The organism is Variovorax sp. 10N412 (assembly GCF_056394985.1).
Genome location: NZ_JBFTIO010000001.1, coordinates 938,850 through 957,124 on the forward strand (window position 1 = coordinate 938,850; position 18,275 = coordinate 957,124).

At 70.6% G+C, this 18,275-nt stretch carries 9 protein-coding genes; 4 read left to right on the forward strand and 5 right to left on the reverse strand.

The annotated features are described in order from the left end of the window. Positions 1-35 precede the first annotated feature (35 nt). Positions 36-902 carry a LysR family transcriptional regulator gene (locus AC1DJH_RS04710; RefSeq protein WP_478184865.1) on the reverse strand — a complete coding sequence of 289 codons (867 nt, stop codon included), beginning with the start codon at positions 900-902 and terminating at the stop codon, positions 36-38. A 108-nt stretch (positions 903-1,010) separates the two neighbouring features. Between AC1DJH_RS04710 and AC1DJH_RS04715 the strand changes: the two genes are divergently transcribed. Then, a complete protein-coding gene (locus tag AC1DJH_RS04715; RefSeq protein WP_478184866.1) occupies positions 1,011-2,591 on the forward strand; it encodes an MFS transporter in 1,581 nt (526 codons plus the stop codon). 6 nt (positions 2,592-2,597) lie between these two features. Here AC1DJH_RS04715 and AC1DJH_RS04720 read toward each other — a convergent pair whose 3' ends face one another. The 4 genes from AC1DJH_RS04720 to hemC are packed head-to-tail and all read right to left on the reverse strand — an operon-like array spanning position 2,598 to position 6,699. Continuing rightward, a complete protein-coding gene (locus AC1DJH_RS04720) occupies positions 2,598-3,881 on the reverse strand; it encodes a heme biosynthesis HemY N-terminal domain-containing protein (protein WP_472116536.1) in 1,284 nt (427 codons plus the stop codon). Between the two features lie 6 nt (positions 3,882-3,887). Further along, entirely contained in the window at positions 3,888-4,985 is a 1,098-nt protein-coding gene (locus tag AC1DJH_RS04725; RefSeq protein ID WP_478184867.1) for a uroporphyrinogen-III C-methyltransferase, read from the reverse strand. Beyond that, positions 4,982-5,755 (reverse strand): uroporphyrinogen-III synthase, encoded by a 774-nt coding sequence (locus AC1DJH_RS04730; protein ID WP_478184868.1) that lies wholly within the window; start codon positions 5,753-5,755, stop codon positions 4,982-4,984. Before AC1DJH_RS04730 ends, AC1DJH_RS04725 begins: the two co-directional genes overlap by 4 nt. A 17-nt stretch (positions 5,756-5,772) precedes the next feature. Next, positions 5,773-6,699 (reverse strand): hydroxymethylbilane synthase, encoded by a 927-nt coding sequence (gene hemC / locus AC1DJH_RS04735; protein WP_472116527.1) that lies wholly within the window; start codon positions 6,697-6,699, stop codon positions 5,773-5,775. Positions 6,700-6,784: 85 nt separating this feature from the next. Here hemC and ppc point away from each other — a divergent pair, with 85 nt between their 5' ends. From ppc to AC1DJH_RS04750, 3 genes are all read left to right on the forward strand, one after another. Continuing rightward, a complete protein-coding gene (ppc, locus tag AC1DJH_RS04740; RefSeq protein WP_478184869.1) occupies positions 6,785-9,628 on the forward strand; it encodes a phosphoenolpyruvate carboxylase in 2,844 nt (947 codons plus the stop codon). Between the two features lie 166 nt (positions 9,629-9,794). After that, positions 9,795-10,013 (forward strand): hypothetical protein, encoded by a 219-nt coding sequence (locus AC1DJH_RS04745; protein WP_435435236.1) that lies wholly within the window; start codon positions 9,795-9,797, stop codon positions 10,011-10,013. Next, positions 10,010-18,232, forward strand: coding sequence for a glycoside hydrolase family 94 protein (locus AC1DJH_RS04750; protein ID WP_478184870.1), 8,223 nt, complete (start codon positions 10,010-10,012; stop codon positions 18,230-18,232). The genes AC1DJH_RS04745 and AC1DJH_RS04750 overlap by 4 nt, the downstream gene beginning before the upstream one ends. Positions 18,233-18,275 lie beyond the last annotated feature (43 nt).

Genomic DNA, 18,275 nt, shown 5'->3' on the forward strand with positions numbered 1-18,275 from the left:
GCCACTGAAAAACGGCGCCACTCGGCGCCGTTTTTTTATGCCTTGCCGTGGGCCGGCAGGTCCGGCATTTCCAGGATCAGCTGGCCGAAGCGGCAGGCGCATTCCGTCTTGCCGGCTTCGCTCCAGATCAGCGAGAAATCCACGCTCGGCAAGCTCGGCAGGCCGTGGCGGCCGTCGACGATCTTCATCCAGGGCTCCACCTCCTCGCGCGTGAGCACCGTCACGGCCAGCCCCGCCAGCACGGCGGCGCGAATGCCGTGCTGGCTGGCCGAAGTGAAGACCACATGCCAGTCTGCTGCGGCGGCGTCCAGCGCCGCAGCCGCCACCTCCCGGTGGACGCAGGGCTTCGGAAAAAAGGCCAGCGGCAGCGATGCACCGGCAGGCACCTCGAAAGTCCCGGCCGCTGCCCACACCAGCTGCGTGCGCCGAATTCGCGTGCCTTCCGTGCAACCGGGCGGCGACATCACCACCGCCAGGTCGAGCTCGCCCGTGCGGATCATCGCGCGCAGGTCGAGGTGCATGCTCACGCTCACCTCCATGCGCGTGGCAGGGAATGCGCGGGCGAACTGCGAGAGCAGGGGCGCGAGCCGGTCGCCCATGAAGTTGTCAGGTACGCCGAAGCGCACCACGCCCGAGATCGGCGACGGCTGAAAGCGCAGCGTCATGGCGTCGAGCGTGTCGAGGATCTGCCGCGCATAGCGAAGAAAGTCTTCGCCGTCCTCGGTCACGGTCAGGCGGCGCGTCGTGCGATGCAGCAGCGGCCGGCCCACCTGCGCCTCGAGCTTGCGGATCTGGTGGCTGATGGCGGACTGCGTGAGGTGCAGCTTCTCCGCGGCGCGCGTGAAGCCACCGGTTTCCTTGACGGCCACCAAGGCGCGCAGAAGCGAGGGGTCGAAGTCCATGGCGATAGATAGATGATGTTTCCTAATGAATTCTAGGAAATCAAATCATTTCCATCATGAAGAGGGTTTCCACAGAATCGCCCAAAACAGATTCTGAAAGCCCTTCCCATGTCTTTGTCCCCCGCCGGCAAGAGCCGCATCGCGCTCGCCGCGATCTGCCTCATCGCCCTGATGTTCGGCCTGGAAATCTCCAGCGTGCCGGTCATTCTTCCCACCCTCGAAACCGCATTGCACGCCGACTTCAGCGACATGCAATGGGTCATGAACGCCTACACCGTCGCCTGCACCACGGTGCTGATGGCCGCCGGCACGCTGGCCGACCGCTACGGCCGCAAGCGTGTGCTGGTCGCGTCCGTGGCGCTGTTCGGCCTGACCTCGCTCGCCTGCGGGCTGGCTCAGAGCGCGCAGGTGCTGATCGCCAGCCGCTTCCTCCAGGGCCTGGCGGGCGGCACCATGCTGATCTGCCAGCTCGCCGTGCTTTCGCACCGGTTCCCCGGCGGCACGGCGCGCAGCCGGGCCTTCGCCATATGGGGCGTCGTCTTCGGCATGGGGCTGGGCTTCGGGCCGATCGTCGGCGGCGCGATCGCGGCCCTGACCGATTGGCCCTGGGTGTTCCTGGTTCACCTGCCGCTGGCGGCGGTCGCACTGGCCCTGGTGCTGGGCAGCGTGAAGGAGTCCAGCGACCCCGACGCGCAGAAGCTCGACCTTGCCGGCATGGTCACGCTGTCGCTCGCGGTGCTGGGCCTCACGTACTTCATCACCCAGGGCCCGGCACTCGGCTTTGCCAGCCCGACGTCCATCGGCGTGCTGGCCGCGTCGGCTGCGAGCTTCGCCCTCTTCGTGTGGGTGGAGAAGACCCACCCGCACCCGATGTTCGATTTCTCGGTCTTTCGCATCCGCAACTTCTCGGGCTCGCTCGTCGGCTCCATCGGCATGAACTTCAGCTTCTGGCCGTTCATGATCTACCTGCCGATCTACTTCCAGGGCGCGCTCGGCTACGACGCGGTCACGACGGGCGCCGCGCTGCTGGCCTACACGCTGCCCACGCTCGTGCTGCCGCCGCTGGCGGAGCGGCTGTCGCTGCGCTATCGGCCCGGCGTAGTGATTCCCCTGGGCCTGTTCGTCATCGGGCTCGGCTTCATGGCCATGCGCCACGGCGCCGGCATGGCCAGCGCGAGCTGGATGACGCTGCTGCCCGGCTGCCTGCTGGCCGGCATCGGGCTGGGCCTGACCAACACGCCCGTGACCAACACCACCACCGGCTCGGTGCCGGGTGCGCGCGCGGGCATGGCCTCGGGCATGGACATGAGCGCGCGGCTGATCACGCTGGCCGTCAACATCGCGCTGATGGGCTTCGTCCTGCTCGAAGGCATTCATGCACATCTGCGCGGCGCGTTGTCCACGTCGTTCGATGCACAGCAACTGCAGGCGCTGGCGCAGAAGATTGCGGCGGGCAACTTCGCCGCGCTCGCCGAAGCTCTTCCGGCGCTGTCGCAGGCGGACCCGTCCGGCGCCATCGTGCATGCGGCGCTGGTGCACAGCTTCGGGTGGGTGATGCTCTACGGGGGTGTCGGCGTCTGGGTGCTGGCCGGCCTCAGCTGGTGGATCTTCGGCAGCGGCAAGCCGTCGGTGACGCAGCCATCGCAGCCATCGGGCGAAAAGACCCGAGGGCCCGCCGCGTGCCCCTGAAGCCGCTCAGCTGTGCTCGACCTGCGCCGCGCGCTTCCAGGCCTCGGCGGCCTGCGCGGTGTCGTCGCGGTCTTCAGCCAGCTGGGCCAGTGCCAGCCAGGCGCGGCGGTAGAGCTCGGTGTCCTGCAGGCCCAGGCCGGCTTGCGTCAGCAACTGCTGGGCCTTGCCCCACAGCTGGCGCTTCATGCACGCCATGCCCGCGAGGTACTGCAGGTTGGGGTCGCGCGGATTGTTGCGTTGCGCGCTCTCGATGCGGGCGAGCCAGTCGGCGTCCACCGAATCGAGCCCCGCCTCGAGCGCGCGCGCCAGCTTCACGCGCAGGGCGTCGCCCAGGCCGCGCGGGTTGGCCACCATGCGCTCCCATGCCGGCAGCAGCCAGCCGCGCGCCAGCGCGAGGTCGCCACGCAGCGCGACCATGCGTTGCGCGGCATGGATCGCCACCTCGGGCATCCCGCGCTCGTTGGCGTCGAGCTCGGTCCAGGCACGCTGCAGCTGCGCCGGGTCGTGCGCGCCCGACAGCAGCTCGGTTGCGAGGCCGCGCACGATGCTTTGTGCGGCAGCTTCAGAGAACGCACGGTGCTTGGCCAGCAGGCGCGCGGTTTCGAGGGCTTCGAGCGTGCGCCGGTCCTGGCGCGCCGCCTTGAGCCGCAGCCGCAAGGCCAGCGTGCGGCGCTGCGCGCCCTGCGGCAGTTCCTCGAGCCGTGCCAGCGCCGCGGCGGCGTCGCGGTCTTCGAGCGCCCAGCGGGCGGCGCGCAACTGCACGCCTTCGCGCGTCTCGGGGCTGACGAGCACGGCGCGGTCGGCGCTTTCGTTCAGGGCCTGCTGCAGATGGGCGTCGCGCGCCGGCTTGTCCTGCAGGGCCTGCGCACTCTCGGCCGCCAGCAGGTGCGACAGCACCCGCACCTGCTGCGCCTGCGGCAGGCTGGCGCCGAGCGCGGCCAGGGTCTTTTCCTGCGTGAGCGCGGCTTGCGCCGCCTTGCGTGCGCGCGAGAAGCGGCCCGAAACGAGCTGCACCATCGCATCGAGCAATGCCGCGTGCAGCGTGCGCTCCTTCTGCTGCAGCCGCCATTGGCGGGCCTGCTTGGGCAGCGAGAACAACGCCGCCAGCGCGCGCAGCGCCGTGTGCAGCAGCACGAAGGCCACCAGCAGGATCACCAGCACCAAGTTCAGCGACAGATCGACGCGCCAGGGCGGCCAGAACACGGTGATCGTGCCCTGGTTGTTGCCTGCGAACAGGGCGACTGCCGCGGCGACGGCGAACAGGGCGAGGAGCCAGATTGCTGCGCGCATTCGTGGTCAGCGTCCTGCGGCGGCGGTGGTCAGCGCGGCGAGCGTATCTTCGATGCGCACCGCCTCGGTCGTCTTCACCTGCGCCTGCAGCTGCTGCAGCAGCGTGGCGGCGGCCTGGGTGCGGCGCGATGCGGGGTCGAAATAGCGGTTGAGCGATGCCGTTACCTGAGACAGCTCGCTGCGCGTGGCGTCCATCTGCCGCGACAGCAGCGACAGCCGCGCATTGAGCAGCTTGAGCTTGAGGTTCTCGCGGAGGAAGTACGACTGTTCGGGCGCCAGCAGGATGGCCTCGGGGCTCTGGATGCGGCCCACGCGCACCAGCGAGCGCGCCTCGCCGCGGATGGTCAGCAACACGCGGCGCCACCAGGGCGCATCGGCGGGAATGGGCTCGGCCTGCCAAGCATTGGTGCCGGTGCCACGCACGGCCACCGCGTTGAGCGTGGGCAGGTCGTCCACGCCGCGCATGAGTTCGTCGAGCTTTTGCAGCGCCTCGGCGTTGTCGGTGCTGGCGCTGCTGCGCAGGCGGTCGGCGTCGCGCTGCATGGCGCGCTGCAGCGGTGCCAGCCGGGGCTGGGCGGCGCGCGAGATGCGCACATCGCCGGCTTTCAGCGCGGCCAGCAGCGGCTCGACGCTGCCCGTGACCTGCGCCTGCTGCAGTGCCAGGCGCACGGCCGACTCGATGTCGACCACCAGGTTCTCGTCGCGCGAACGCGAGAGGCTTTGAATGAGTTCCTCGAGCTGCGAGCGCTGCAGCGCGACTTCGGCCACGCGCGTCTCGACCAGCGCCACGCGGGCCGAGGCGTCGCGCACCGTGTCGCTGGCCTGGCGTGCCAGCGTGCGGGCTTCCATCGACTGGGTCAGGGCATCGGCGCTCTGGCGCGCCAGCTGCTCCTTCATGCCGCTGACCCGCTGCCACAGCGCGATGGCCATCAGCAGGGCCACCACGGCCACGAGTGCGATCAGGCCGAGCCCGAGGCGCGACAGCAGCAAGGCGGCGGCGGCCTTGGCGGCCGGGGTCTGGTGCGGTGCCACGGTGGCCGGTACCGGCGCGTTGGCGGCGGTGGCGGAAGAAGAAAGATCGTCTGACGGGGACGCGGCGCTCATGCGAGGGATTCTATCGACGCGACCAGTGCATCCTGCAGCGGTGTGCATACACGCAACGCCCCGAAACCCGCGGCCCGCGCGGCTTCGCCGATGCGTGCGTGGGTGGCGACGGCGCTGGCGGCATGCCAGTCGGTGCCGGGCATCGCGCGCTGCAGATTGCCTATGGCCTCGGAGCTGCTGAACAGCCAGATCGCACGGCCTTCGGCGCCGTCGACGGCGAGCCGGCGTTGCGCGTCGTCCAGCAACGGCGGCAGCCGGCGGTAGGCGACCACGGTGTCGCGCAGGCCGCCCGCGGCCTCGATTTCGTTCGCGAGCCAGTCTCGCCCGGTCGGGCGCCCGGCTTCGTCGCCGCCACGCACGATCAGCACGCGCACGCCCGCCGACACCTGGGCCTGCACGCGCTCCCACAGCGCCTCGGAGTCGAAGCGCGTGGCCTCGGGTGGCGGTGCGTCGATGGATTCGGGCGGCACGCCGGCGCGAAGCAAGGCACGCGTGGTGCCCGGGCCCGTGGCCCAGAAGCGGCAGCCCGCCAATGAAACAGCGGCGTCCCTGTGCTGGAAGAAATGCTCGACGGCGGTGGCGCTCACGAACATCAGCGCCGCATGGTCGGCGAGATGGCGCCATGCACTGCGCAAGGGCTCGGCATCCGCAACCGGCGCGATCGCGATGAGCGGCAAGGCCACCGCATCCACCCCAGCCGCGCGCAGGTCGCTGACCCATTGCTGCGCCTCGCGTGCCGGCCGCGTGACGATGACGGGGCGGGCGGTCATGCGATGACCACGGCGGTTCAGCGCGCCCCGGCGTCGCGCAGCAGCACGGCGGCGCGCTCGCCGAGTGCATCGGCCTGGGCGAAGTCGCCGGCCGGTGACAGCGCGTGCACCCTCACCAGCGGTGCGACGCCTTCGGGGTCGCCCCAGGCCGCATCGATGCGCAGCGCGCCATCTGGCTGCCAGCGTGCGTGCGCCGCGAGCGGCATCGAGCAGCTGCCGCCCATCGCGCGGCTCACCGCGCGCTCGGCCGAGGTGGACAGCCAGTCGCCCTGGTGGGCCAGCGAGCGCAGCAGTTCGATGAGCTCGGTGCGGTCCGCGCGCACCTCGACGCCCAATGCGCCCTGCCCCGCGGCGGGCAGCATGGTGTCGGGGTCGAAGGCCACGCGGATGCGGCTCTCCAGGCCCAGCCGCTTGAGCCCGGCCGCGGCCAGCACGATGGCGTCGTACTGCCCTTCGTCGAGCTTGCGCAGCCGGGTGTCGAGGTTGCCGCGCAGCGGTTCGATGCGCAGGTCGGGCCGCAGCGCGCGCAGCAGCACCACGCGGCGCAGGCTGGAGGTGCCGACCACCGCGCCCTGCGGCAGTTCGTCGATGCCGGCATAGCGGTTGGAGACCAGCGCGTCGCGCGGGTCTTCGCGTTCCAGCACGCAGGCCAGCGCGAAGCCTTCGGGCAGGTCCATCGGCACGTCCTTGAGCGAATGGACCGCGATGTCGGCGCGCCCTTCTTCGAGCGCGAGTTCCAGCTCTTTCACGAACAGCCCCTTGCCGCCCACCTTGCTGAGCGAGCGGTCGAGGATCTGGTCGCCGGTGGTCGTCAGGCCCAGCAGGCTGACCGTGTGGCCTCGTTCTTGCAAAAGCGCCTGCACGTGTTCGGCCTGCCAAAGGGCCAGCCGGCTTTCGCGCGTGGCAATCACGATATTGCTCAAGACCGTTCCCGAAAAGTACATGTTTCCAAACCGTTGGAATGCTAGCATGTTGCGCCGCAGCAACGCAGACGGCGCATCCATTCAAGAAGTCCAGGACAAACATCGAATGAAAGCCAGCAAGACCCCTGCCCCCCCCAAGCGCCGCCAGGCCGAAGACCAGCCACTGATCGACGACATCCGGCTGTTGGGCCGGATCCTCGGCGATGTGATCCGGGAGCAGGAGGGCGACGAGACCTATGCGCTGGTCGAAAAGATCCGCACGCTGTCGGTGGCGTTCCGACGCGATGCAGACCATGCCGCCGACCGTGCGCTGAAGAACCTGCTCAAGGGCCTGAGCGCTGCGGAAACGGTGCGCGTGATCCGCGCCTTCACCTACTTCAGCCACCTGGCCAACCTGGCGGAAGACCGCCACCTGATCCGCCGCCGCACCGAGGCCGAACGCGCCGGTGAAAACGCCGACGGCGACCTGCAGACCGCGCTGGCGCGCATCCGCAAGGCGGGCGTGAAGCCCGACGACATCGTCGCCTCGCTGGCCCGCAGCTACGTGTCGCCCGTGCTCACCGCGCACCCGACCGAAGTGCAGCGCAAGAGCATCCTGGACGCCGAGCGCGTCATCGCGCAACTGCTGACCGTGCGCGACGAGATCCGGCTGCGCCAGGGCGCCTATGCCGGCGGAAAGGACGCACTCACCCCGATCGAGTTCGCCGACAACGAAACGCAGATGCGCACGCGCGTCACGCAGATCTGGCAGACGCGCCTTTTGCGCTTCTCCAAGCTCACCGTGGCCGACGAGATCGAGAACGCGCTGAGCTACTACGAGGCCACCTTCCTGCGCGAGATTCCGCGCGTGTACGCCGACCTCGAGAAGGCCCTTGCGCAAGGCGGCCAAACGCCGTCGGTCGCGCCCTTCCTGCGCATGGGCCAGTGGATCGGCGGCGACCGCGACGGCAACCCCAACGTCACCGCCGAAACGCTCGAATACGCCCTGGGCCGCCAGTGCGAACTGGCGCTGCGCCACTACCTCACCGAAGTGCACTACCTGGGCGGCGAGCTGTCGCTCTCGGCCACGCTGGTCGACGTGTCGGTCGAGATGCAGGCGCTGGCCGAGCGCTCGCCCGACACCAGCGAGCACCGCAAGGACGAGCCCTACCGCCGCGCGCTCACCGGCGTGTATTCGCGCCTCGCCGCCACGCTGCGCGAGCTCACCGGCGGCGAGGCCGCGCGCCATGCCGTCGCGCCCCAGAACCCGTACGCCAGGGCCGAAGACTTCCTGGCCGACCTGCGCACTGTGGCCGAGTCGCTCGAGGAAAAGCACGGCAACGTGCTCGCCGCGCCGCGCCTGCTGCCGCTGATCCGCGCGGTCGAAGTGTTCGGCTTCCACCTGGCCACGGTCGACCTGCGCCAGAGCTCCGACAAGCACGAAGCCGTGATCGCCGAGCTGCTGGCCACCGCGCGCATCGAACCCTCGTACGCATCGCTGGCCGAAGACGCCAAGCAGACGCTGCTGCTGCGGCTGCTCGACGACGCCCGCCCGCTGCGCGTGCCCGACGCCGACTACTCCCCGCTCGCCAAGAGCGAGCTCGCCATCTTCGCCGCCGCGCGCGCCTCGCGTGCGCGCTACGGCGCGGCGGCCATTCGCCACTACATCATCAGCCACACCGAAACGGTGAGCGACCTGCTCGAGGCGCTGCTGCTGCAGAAGGAAGTGGGCCTGCTGCGCGGCGCGATGGACAGCAACGCGACCTGCGACCTCATCGTGGTGCCGCTGTTCGAGACCATCGAAGACCTGCGCAATGCCGCGCCCATCATGCGCGCCTTCTATGCGCTGCCGAACATCCAGGCGCTCATCGAACGCTCGGGCGGCGAGCAGGACGTGATGCTTGGCTACAGCGACAGCAACAAGGACGGCGGCATCTTCACCAGCAACTGGGAGCTGTACCGCGCGGGCATTGCGCTGGTGGCGCTGTTCGACGAGCTCAACAAGAAAAAGGCCAACTCCATTCGCCTGCGCATGTTCCATGGCCGCGGCGGCACCGTGGGACGCGGCGGCGGCCCGAGCTACCAGGCCATCCTGGCGCAGCCGCCCGGCACGGTGCGCGGGCAGATCCGCCTGACCGAGCAGGGCGAGGTCATCGGCTCCAAGTACGCCAACCGCGAGATCGGCCGGCGCAACCTCGAGACGCTGGTGGCCGCCACGCTCGAAGCCACGCTGCTGCCGCAGGGCAAGTCGGCGCCGGCCGCGTTCCTCTCGGCCGCGGGCGAGCTGTCGACCGCGAGCATGGCCGCGTACCGCAAGCTGGTGTACGAGACACCGGGCTTCGGCGACTATTTCTTCGGCTCCACGCCGATCCGCGAGATCGCCGAACTCAACATCGGCTCGCGCCCCGCGTCGCGCAACCCCAGCCACAAGATCGACGACCTGCGCGCCGTGCCCTGGAGCTTCAGCTGGGGCCAGTGCCGACTGACCATTCCGGGCTGGTTCGGCTTCGGCTCGGGCGTGGAGCAGTTCCTGGCCGCCGCAGGCACCGCCGCAGGCAAGAAGGAACGCGTGGCGCTGCTGCAGCGCATGTACGAGCAGTGGCCCTTCTTTCGCACGCTGCTGTCGAACATGGACATGGTGCTGGCCAAGAGCGACCTCGCGCTGGCCTCGCGCTATGCCGAGCTGGTGACCGACCGCAAGCTGCGCCAGAAGGTGTTCTCGATGATCGACGCCGAATGGCACCGCACGTCGGACGCGCTCACGCTCATCACCGGCGCCAAGCAGCGTCTGGAAGGCAATGCCGAGATGCAGCGCTCGGTGCGCCACCGCTTTCCGTACATCGACCCGCTGCACCACCTGCAGGTCGAACTGATGCGCCGCTACCGCGCGGGCGACGGCGGCGAGCGGCTGCAGCGCGGCATTCATATTTCCATCAACGGGGTGGCCGCGGGGCTTCGCAACACGGGTTGACCTGCGTCAACTCCAGCCGCTAAAGGACGCCTTGTGCGTCCTTTCCTACATGTTCTGTCCGCAATGAGGAACCCGTAAGGTCAATTAAAAGGGTACGGTCGGACACGTTCACCACAGTTCTCGCAATCGCGCGGCAGCTCGAAGTTGTTACAAGGAGCCCGTTGCCATGCCAGTCCCGCAGTCACTGACCCATTCGCAGATCGATTTCGTCGGTAACGACGTCGAGGCGCTCGCCTCGCACATGCGCCACTGCGCACGCGCCCACGGGCGATGGTTCTCGCTGCGAAGCCACATGCAACGGGTGCGCGCACTTGCGGCGGGCCGCATCGTCACGATGGCCTGCGTGGCCATGGTGCTGGGCATCGGCCTGTTCGCCATCGCTTGAGCGCCGCAGCCGCCGTCGACCGCCTCCAGGGGCTGAGTTCTTACGCCCGGGCGCTGCTTCTGGGTCCCCATGACCCCGTAGCCCCTCCGGTTCGCGCCGAGTTGTTCGGCATCCAGCGCTTCGAGCAGCACGGGCACAGCCTCGCCCGTGCCCAGGTGGTCGAGAAAGACGACACGCACCACGCACGCGAAGGCGCGCCCTTCTTCCCGCGGGTGGACGAGAACCTCGAGTCGCTGCGCAACGCCTTCGACTACATCGCGCTGATCTCGCTCAGCGGGCGCTATGTGTCGCCCGCGGCCGAGTGGCTGCTCGACAACTTCCACCTGGTGGAGGCACAGCTCCAGCAGATTCACGACGGTGTGCCGCGCAGCTACTACGCGCGCCTGCCCAAGCTGGTGGCACCGCCGCTGGCGGGCCTGCCGCGCGTGTACGGCATTGCCTGGGCCTACGTGGCCCACACCGACAGCGTGCTCAACAAGACGCTGTTCACCGCCTTCCTGAACGCCTACCAGGACGTCGACGAGCTCACGCTGGGCGAACTGTGGGCCCTGCCCACCACCCTGCGCGTGGTGCTGCTGGAAAACCTGCGCCGCGTGGCGGAGAGCATTGCCGAGAACAAGGTGGCGCGCGAAATCGCGCACGCCGCCTGGGACGCCGCGCCGCACCTGTCGTCGCAAGACCTCGACGTGCTCTACCGCGCGCTGCAGAGCCACGGCCTGCAGGGCAGCTATCTCACGCAGCTGTGGCAGCGCCTGCCCGTGGAGCACGGCGACGACATGCCCGCGCTGGTGCGCTGGACCGAGCAGCACTGTCCCAACGGCCCGGCGCTGATCGGCGACGCGCAGAACGCGCAGGCCGCGGCCAACCTCACGGTCGGCAACATCATCACCACGCTGCGCATGATCGGCCAGGTCGAATGGAGCGACCTGATCGAGCCCGTGAGCCGTTCGCTGCGCGTGCTGCGCGAACTGCCCAGCTTCGCCAACGAGAGCGAACTCACACGCCAGCAGATCACGCACGCCATGGAGCAGGTGGCGCGCACCAGCGAACGGCCCGAGCGCGAAGTGGCGCAGGCCGTGGTGCAGCTGGCCTCCGGCGCGCCCGCCGATGAAGCCGGCGCCGAAACCGATCGCCCCGACGGCACCGCCGGCTACTACCTCTTCGGCCAGGGCCGCACCGCGCTCGTCGCGGCGCTGCAGGCCAGGCAGGGCGCGGTCCGTGCGGGCCGCACCGTGCGCGCGACGCCCGTGCGCCAGGTCCGCAGCCACCGCGGCTGGCGCCTGCCGGTCTACATCGGCTCCGTGGCGCTGGGCACCGCGCTGCTGCTGGCCGCCGTGGTGCACGGCCTGCTGCACCGCGGCGACTGGACCACCGTGCTCGCGATGGCCCTGCTCGCATGGCCCGCGTCGGAAGCCCTGCTCTCGCTGGCGCAACGCATCATGGCCGAGTCGGTGCGCGTGCAGGCGCTGCCGCGGCTGGACTTTGCGAACGGCATCCCCGAGCGGCACCGCGCGCTGGTGGTCATGCCCACGCTGCTGGCTTCGGTGGCAAACAACGCGCAGCTGGTGCACCGGCTCGAACTGCACTGGCTCGCCAACCGCGAAGAGCATGCGCAGTTCGCGCTGCTGACCGACTGGGCCGACGCCGCGCAGGCCTCGCTGCCCGCCGACGGGCCGCTGCTCGACGATGCGCTGCTGCGCATCGCCGCGCTCAACGCGAAGTACCCGGTGGCACCGGGTGCCGCGCCGCGCTTCTTGCTGCTGCACCGCCCGCGCAGCTGGAGCGACACCGAGCAGCGCTGGATGGGCTGGGAACGCAAGCGCGGCAAGCTCGAAATGCTGGTGCGCCTGCTCGCGTCCGGCGATGGCAGCGGCTTCTTGCCGCTGGCAGACGGCCTGCGCCTGGCCGCCGGCCGCACGCCCTATGTGTTGACGCTCGACAGCGACACCGGCCTGCCGCCCGGCGTCCTGCGCGACCTGGTGGCCATTGCCGCGCACCCGCTCAACGCACCCGAGATCGACCTGCAAAGCCGGCGCGTGGTCGCCGGCTTCGGCATCCTGCAGCCGCGCATCGTCACGCCGTTTCCGATGCAGAACGAGCGCTCGTTCTTCCATTGGGTGTTCGCCGGGCAGTGCGGGCTCGACCCCTACGGCAGCGGCGCGTCCGACATCTACCAGGACGTGTTCGGCAGCGGATCTTTCACCGGCAAGGGCCTGCTGAACGTGCGTGCGCTGCACGCCACGCTCGACCGGCGCCTGCCCGACGGCGCGGTGCTCAGCCACGACCTGCTCGAAGGCACCGTGGCGCGCTGCGCGATGGTGAGCGACGTGGTGCTGGTCGAAGACCATCCGCACCACGCCGGCGTGTCGGCCTCGCGCGTGCACCGCTGGGTGCGCGGCGACTGGCAGCTGCTGCCGCTGATGTGGCGCGCGCGCCGCTTCGGCCTCGACGCGCTGGGCCTGTGGAAGATGGCCGACAACCTGCGCCGCTCGCTGGTGGCACCGGCTTCCTTCGCGCTGCTGGTGCTGGTGATCTTCACGCAGGCCATGCCGCTGGGCTGGGCGCTGGCGGCCGTGGCCTCGGCCCTCACGCTCGGGCCCATGCTCGGCGCGCTGGCCGGGCTGGTGCCCACGCGGCGCGCCATCGAGCTGCGCCACTTCTTCGACGTGGGCGCGGTCGAGCTGCTGCGCGCCATGGCCGGCGCGGCCTGGCAGTTCGTGCAGCTCGCGGCGCAGTCGCGGCTGCTGCTCGACGCCTGGTTTCGCGCGACGTGGCGGCTGGTCGTTAGCCGACGCCACCTGCTCGAATGGACCACCGCGGCGCAGGCGCAGGCGCAATCGAGCCAGCGCCTGCTGCCCTTCCTGCGCAACGCCGCCGCCAGCAGCGTGCTGTGCCTGGCGCTCGCCGTGGCGGCGCACTGGAGCGCGTACCCGGTCATCGGCGCGCTGCTGTTCGTGCTGTGGGCGCTGGCACCGGTCGCGGCCTGGTGGAGCAGCCGCGTCGAGGCAAAGCTGCCCGAGCCGCTGAGCACCGCGCAGCGCACCTACCTGGAAACCGTTGCGCACGACACCTGGCGCTTCTTCGAGCACGTGGTGGGCCCCGACGACAACCACCTGCCGCCCGACAACCTGCAGCTGGAGCCGCAGCCCACCATTGCGCACCGCACCTCGCCGACCAACATCGGCATGTACCTGCTGGCGACCTGCTGCGCACGCGAGTTCGGCTGGATCGGCACCGACGCATTGCTCGCGCGCATCACGGCCACGCTCGACAGCGTGGACCGCATGCAGAAGCACCAGGGCCACCTGTTCAACTGGTACGACACGCAGACACTGAAGCCGCTGCCGCCCGACTACGTGTCCAGCGTGGACAGCGGCAACTTCGCGGGCCACCTGGTGGCCGTGGCGCAGGCCTGCCGCGCCTTCGCCGCACAGGGGTGCGAGCCGCACGAGGCACCCGCGCTCGAAACCCTGGCGCAACGCTGCGACGCGCTGCACGACGGCATGGACTTCAGCGGCCTGTACGACCCCAAGCGCCACCTGTTCCACATCGGCCTGCGGGTCGAGGAGAACGTGCTCGACGCCAGCTACTACGACCTGCTGGCCTCCGAGTCGCGCCTGCTGAGCTTCCTGGCCATCGCCAAGGGCGACGTGCCGCGCCGCCACTGGATGGCGCTGGGCCGGCCCTTTCTGCTGGTCGGCTTCGAGCCCAGTCTGAAGTCGTGGTCGGGCTCGATGTTCGAGTACGTGATGCCCGCGCTGGTGATGTCCGAGCCCACCAACGGACTGCTGCAGGTGGCCAACACCGCCGCCATCGCCGAGCAGCAGGCCTTCGGCCGCGCGCAGAACCTGCCGTGGGGCGTTTCCGAATCGGCCTACTTCGCGCAGGACCACTCGCTGGCCTACCAGTACTCGCCCTTCGGCGTGCCGCGCCTCGCGCTGCGGCGCACGCCGCCCACCGACCGCGTGGTGGCGCCCTATGCCAGCGCCATGGCCGCGCCGTTCGGCCCCGTGGCGGCGGTGGCCAACCTGGAGCGGCTCGAAGCGCTCGGCGCGCGCGGCGAGTTCGGCTTCCACGACGCGGTGGACTTCACCGCGTCGCGCCAGATCGAGGGCCAGGAATTCACCGTGGTGCGCAACTTCATGGCGCACCACCAGGGCATGTCGCTGGTGGCGCTGTGCAACGTGCTGTGCGCCGACGCGCCGCGCCGCTGGTTCGCCAGTGCCGCGCTGGTGCAGGCGCACGAGACGCTGCTGCACGAGCGCACGCCGCGCCAGATCATCGGCAGCGCCGACCCGCGCACGCCGCCCGAGCCCAGCCAGGCCGAGCTGGCGCCGCTGTTCCAGCCCCGCACGGTCGACCCGATGGCGGCCGGCTTCCAGCCCACGCACCTGCTGTCGAACGGCCGCTACACCGTGGCCCTGCGCGCCAACGGCGCCGGCGTGAGCCGCTGGCATTCGTTCAACGTGACGCGCTGGCGCGACGACCCGCTGCGCGACAGCTACGGCACCTTCTTCTTCGTGCGCGACGTCAAGGCCGAAGGCGAGGCCCAGGCCTTCACCTCGCTCACCGCCCTGCCCGCGCCGGGCGCCGACTGGCGATACCGCACCCGCTTCCTGGCCGACCAGGTGCAGTTCGACGCCACCGGCCCCGGCCTGCAGGTGCGCACCACGGTGCTCATCAGCCCCGAGGACGACACCGAGCTGCGCAACATCACGCTGCACAACTCGGGCGAACAGACGCGCACGCTGGAGCTGGTGTCGTACTTCGAGCCGGTGCTGTCGAACCCCAAGGCCGACGAGGCACACCCGGCCTTCGCCAACCTGTTCGTGGAGTCGCGCTGGGAACCCGCATGGCGCGCGCTGCTGCTGTCGCGCAAGCCGCGCCTGCACGGCGACGCGGTGGTGGCCGCCGCGCACTTCCTGGCCTCCGCGGACGCCACCGTGCTGTCGATCGACTGCATGACCGACCGGCGCGCCTTCATCGGGCGCAACCGCACGCTGGCCGACCCCGCGCTCGACGCCCAGCCGCTCACCGCCCGGGGCAAGCAGGTCAACGGGCTCGACCCCATCGCCTGCCTGCGCGTGCGGCTGTCGATTGCGCCGGGCACCACCGCACGGCTGAGCTTTGCCACGGCGGCCGACGACGACATCGAGGCGCTGATGCCCGGCATCGACCGCTACATGCAGCCGATGCACGTGGAGCGCGCCACCCGCATGGCCGCCACGCTGGCGCAGGTGCGCCTGCGCGACCTGAGCATCGCGCCCGCGCAGAACCTGGCGCTGCAGGACCTGACGACCATCCTCACGTACACCACGCCGCGCGTCATGAGCGACCGCGGGCTCATCGACCTGCGGCAGATCTGGCGCTTCGGCATCTCGGGCGACAAGCCCATCGTGCTGGTGCACATCCACTCGATGAACGGCATGGGGCTGATCAACACGCTGCTGCGCGCCCAGCCCTGGTGGGGCTTCGGCGGCGTGGCATGCGACCTGGTGGTGCTCAACAGCGAGCCCAACTCGTACCTGATGCCGCTGCAGCGCGAAATCGAAGTGCTGCGCGCACGCGTCACGCAGCAGACGCAGAACAGCTTTCCGCGCAACGACACGGCCGGCTTCTACCTGCTGCGCGACCAGGACGTGGTGCCCTCGGAGAAGGCGGCGCTCTCCAGCCTGGCGCGCGCGGTGTTCACGGCCGACGGGCGCCCGCTCGAAGTGCAGGTGGCTGCGCTGCACGAGGCACGCAACGACGCCGCGCCGGCCGCCGACGAGACGGCCGCGCCGAGGGGCGTTCCCTCGCTGCCGCGGGGCGTTCCCCTGCTGCCGCATGCCGCCGCGACGCCGCCGAACAGCGCACCCGAAGGCGACTTCGACGCAGACACCGGCGAGTACCGCTTCGAGGTCGGCATGGACCGGCGCACGCCGCGGCCCTGGATCAACGTCATCGCCAACGCGGCTTTCGGGTTCCAGTTGTCCGAATGGGGCACCGGCTTCACCTGGGCCGGCAACAGCCGCATGCACCAGGTCACGCCGTGGTCCAACGACCCGGTGCAGGACCCGGCCTTCGAGCACTACCTGCTGCAGGACCTGGCGTCGCGCGAGATGCTGCCGCTGACCCCCGCGGGCGGCACCACCGCCGGCGCGCGCCACCGCGTGCGCCACGGCCAGGGCTACACCGTGTTCGACCACCAGGCGGGCGCGCTCGCGCTGGAAACCACCTTCTTCGCGGACCGCGACGAGGCCGTCAAGCTGGTGCATGTGCGCGTGCACAACCAGGGCGCGGGCGCGCGCCGCCTGCGCGCACTGGCCATGGCGGAATGGCAGCTCGGCGACGCGCGCGGCACGCGGCGCACCGTGCGCTGCTGGAAGCCGGAAGACCAGCCGGCCGTGTTCGGCGAACAGCGCGAATCGGGCGCGGGCTTCGGCGGAACCACGGCCTTCCTGCTGCTGACGGGCCTGCAGGGCGCCACCATCGGCGCCACGCAATGGACCTGCGACCGCAATGAATTCTTCGGCGGCCGCGGCGGCGTCGAGGTGCCCGACACGCTCGCGCGCCGCGCCGGCAGCGGGCTGGACGCCTGCGCGGCCATCGGCGGCGAGTTCGTCGTGGCGGCCGGCGACACCGCCAGCTTCACCTTCATGCTGGGCCACGCGGACAGCGCCGAGGCCGCGCTGGACCTCGCGCAGCGCTGGCGCCAGCGCGACGTGCCCGCGGCGCTGGCGCAGGTGCGCGGCTTCTGGGACGAGCTGCTCGGCCGCCTGCAGGTGCGCACGCCCGACCCGCTGTTCGACGCGCTGGTCAACCGCTGGCTCGTGTACCAGACGCTGGCCTGCCGGCTCTGGTCGAAGGCCGGCTTCTACCAGGCCGGCGGCGCCTTCGGCTTTCGCGACCAGTTGCAGGACGCGATGGCTTTCGCCCTCACCGACCCGGCCCGGCTGCGCGATCAGATCCTGGTCAATGCCGCGCGGCAGTTCCCTGAAGGCGACGTGCAGCACTGGTGGCACATGCCCGGCGGCGCCGGCGTGCGCACGCATTTCTCCGACGACCTGCTGTGGCTGCCGTATGCCGTGGCGCACTACGTCGAGGTGACGGGCGACGCCTCGCTGCTCGACGAGATGGCCGGCTTCATCGAAGGCCCGGCCATTCCCGACGGCGCGGAGGACGCCTACTACGCGCCGCAGCGCAGCGGCCAGATGGCCAACGTGTTCGAGCACGGCGCGCGCGCCATCGACCGCAGCCTGAAGACCGGCGTGCACGGCCTGCCGCTGATGGGCACCGGCGACTGGAACGACGGCATGAACCGCGTGGGCAACGAAGGCCGCGGCGAATCGGTGTGGCTCGCCTGGTTCCTGTGCAGCGTGGTCGCGCAGTTCGCGCCGCTGGCGCAGGCGCGCGGCGAACACGAACGCGTGGCGCGCTGGACGGCCGCGCGCGCCGGCTGGATCGCCGCGCTGCACGACGCCGGCTGGGACGGCGAATGGTTCCGCCGCGCCTTCTTCGACAACGGCGCGCCGCTGGGCTCGTCGACCAACGACGAATGCCGCATCGACCTGATCGCGCAGGCGTGGTCGGTGCTGTCCGGCGCCTCGGACGATGCCCACACCGGTCCGGCGATGGCGTCGGTGAAGAAGCTGCTGCACGACGAACCGGCCGGGCTGCTGCGGCTGCTGACGCCGCCGTTCGCCAACTCGACCAACAACCCCGGCTACATCCAGGCCTACCCGCCCGGCGTGCGCGAGAACGGCGGGCAGTACTCGCACGGCGCGGTGTGGGCGCTGATGGCCCAGGCGCTGCAGGGCGACCACGACGCGGCGTGGCAGAGCTTCGAAGGGCTGAGCCCCGCGCACCGGGCCCGGCACCCCGAGCGCGGGCCGGTCTACGAGCTGGAGCCCTACGTGATGGCGGGCGACGTCTACGGCGCCGCGCCCTATGTGGGCCGCGGCGGCTGGAGCTGGTACACCGGCTCGGCCGCGTGGCTGCATCGCGCGGCGGTCGAGACCCTGCTGGGCCTGGCCGTGAAGGGCCGCCAGCTCTCGCTGACGCCCCGCGTGCCCGCGCACTGGCCGGGCTTCGAGATCGCGCTTCGGCTCGGCGCGCGCCAGCTCACGCTGCAGTGGGGCAGCACGGAAGGCGCCGCCGCGCCGACGCACCACCTGGGGGTGGGCGAGTGCATCGACTGGCAGGCGCTGCCGGCCGATGCGGTGCTGCGGGTGGGATGAGCGGTGCGGCCCGCGGTGAGCGGGCTGGCCCTAGACTCGCAAC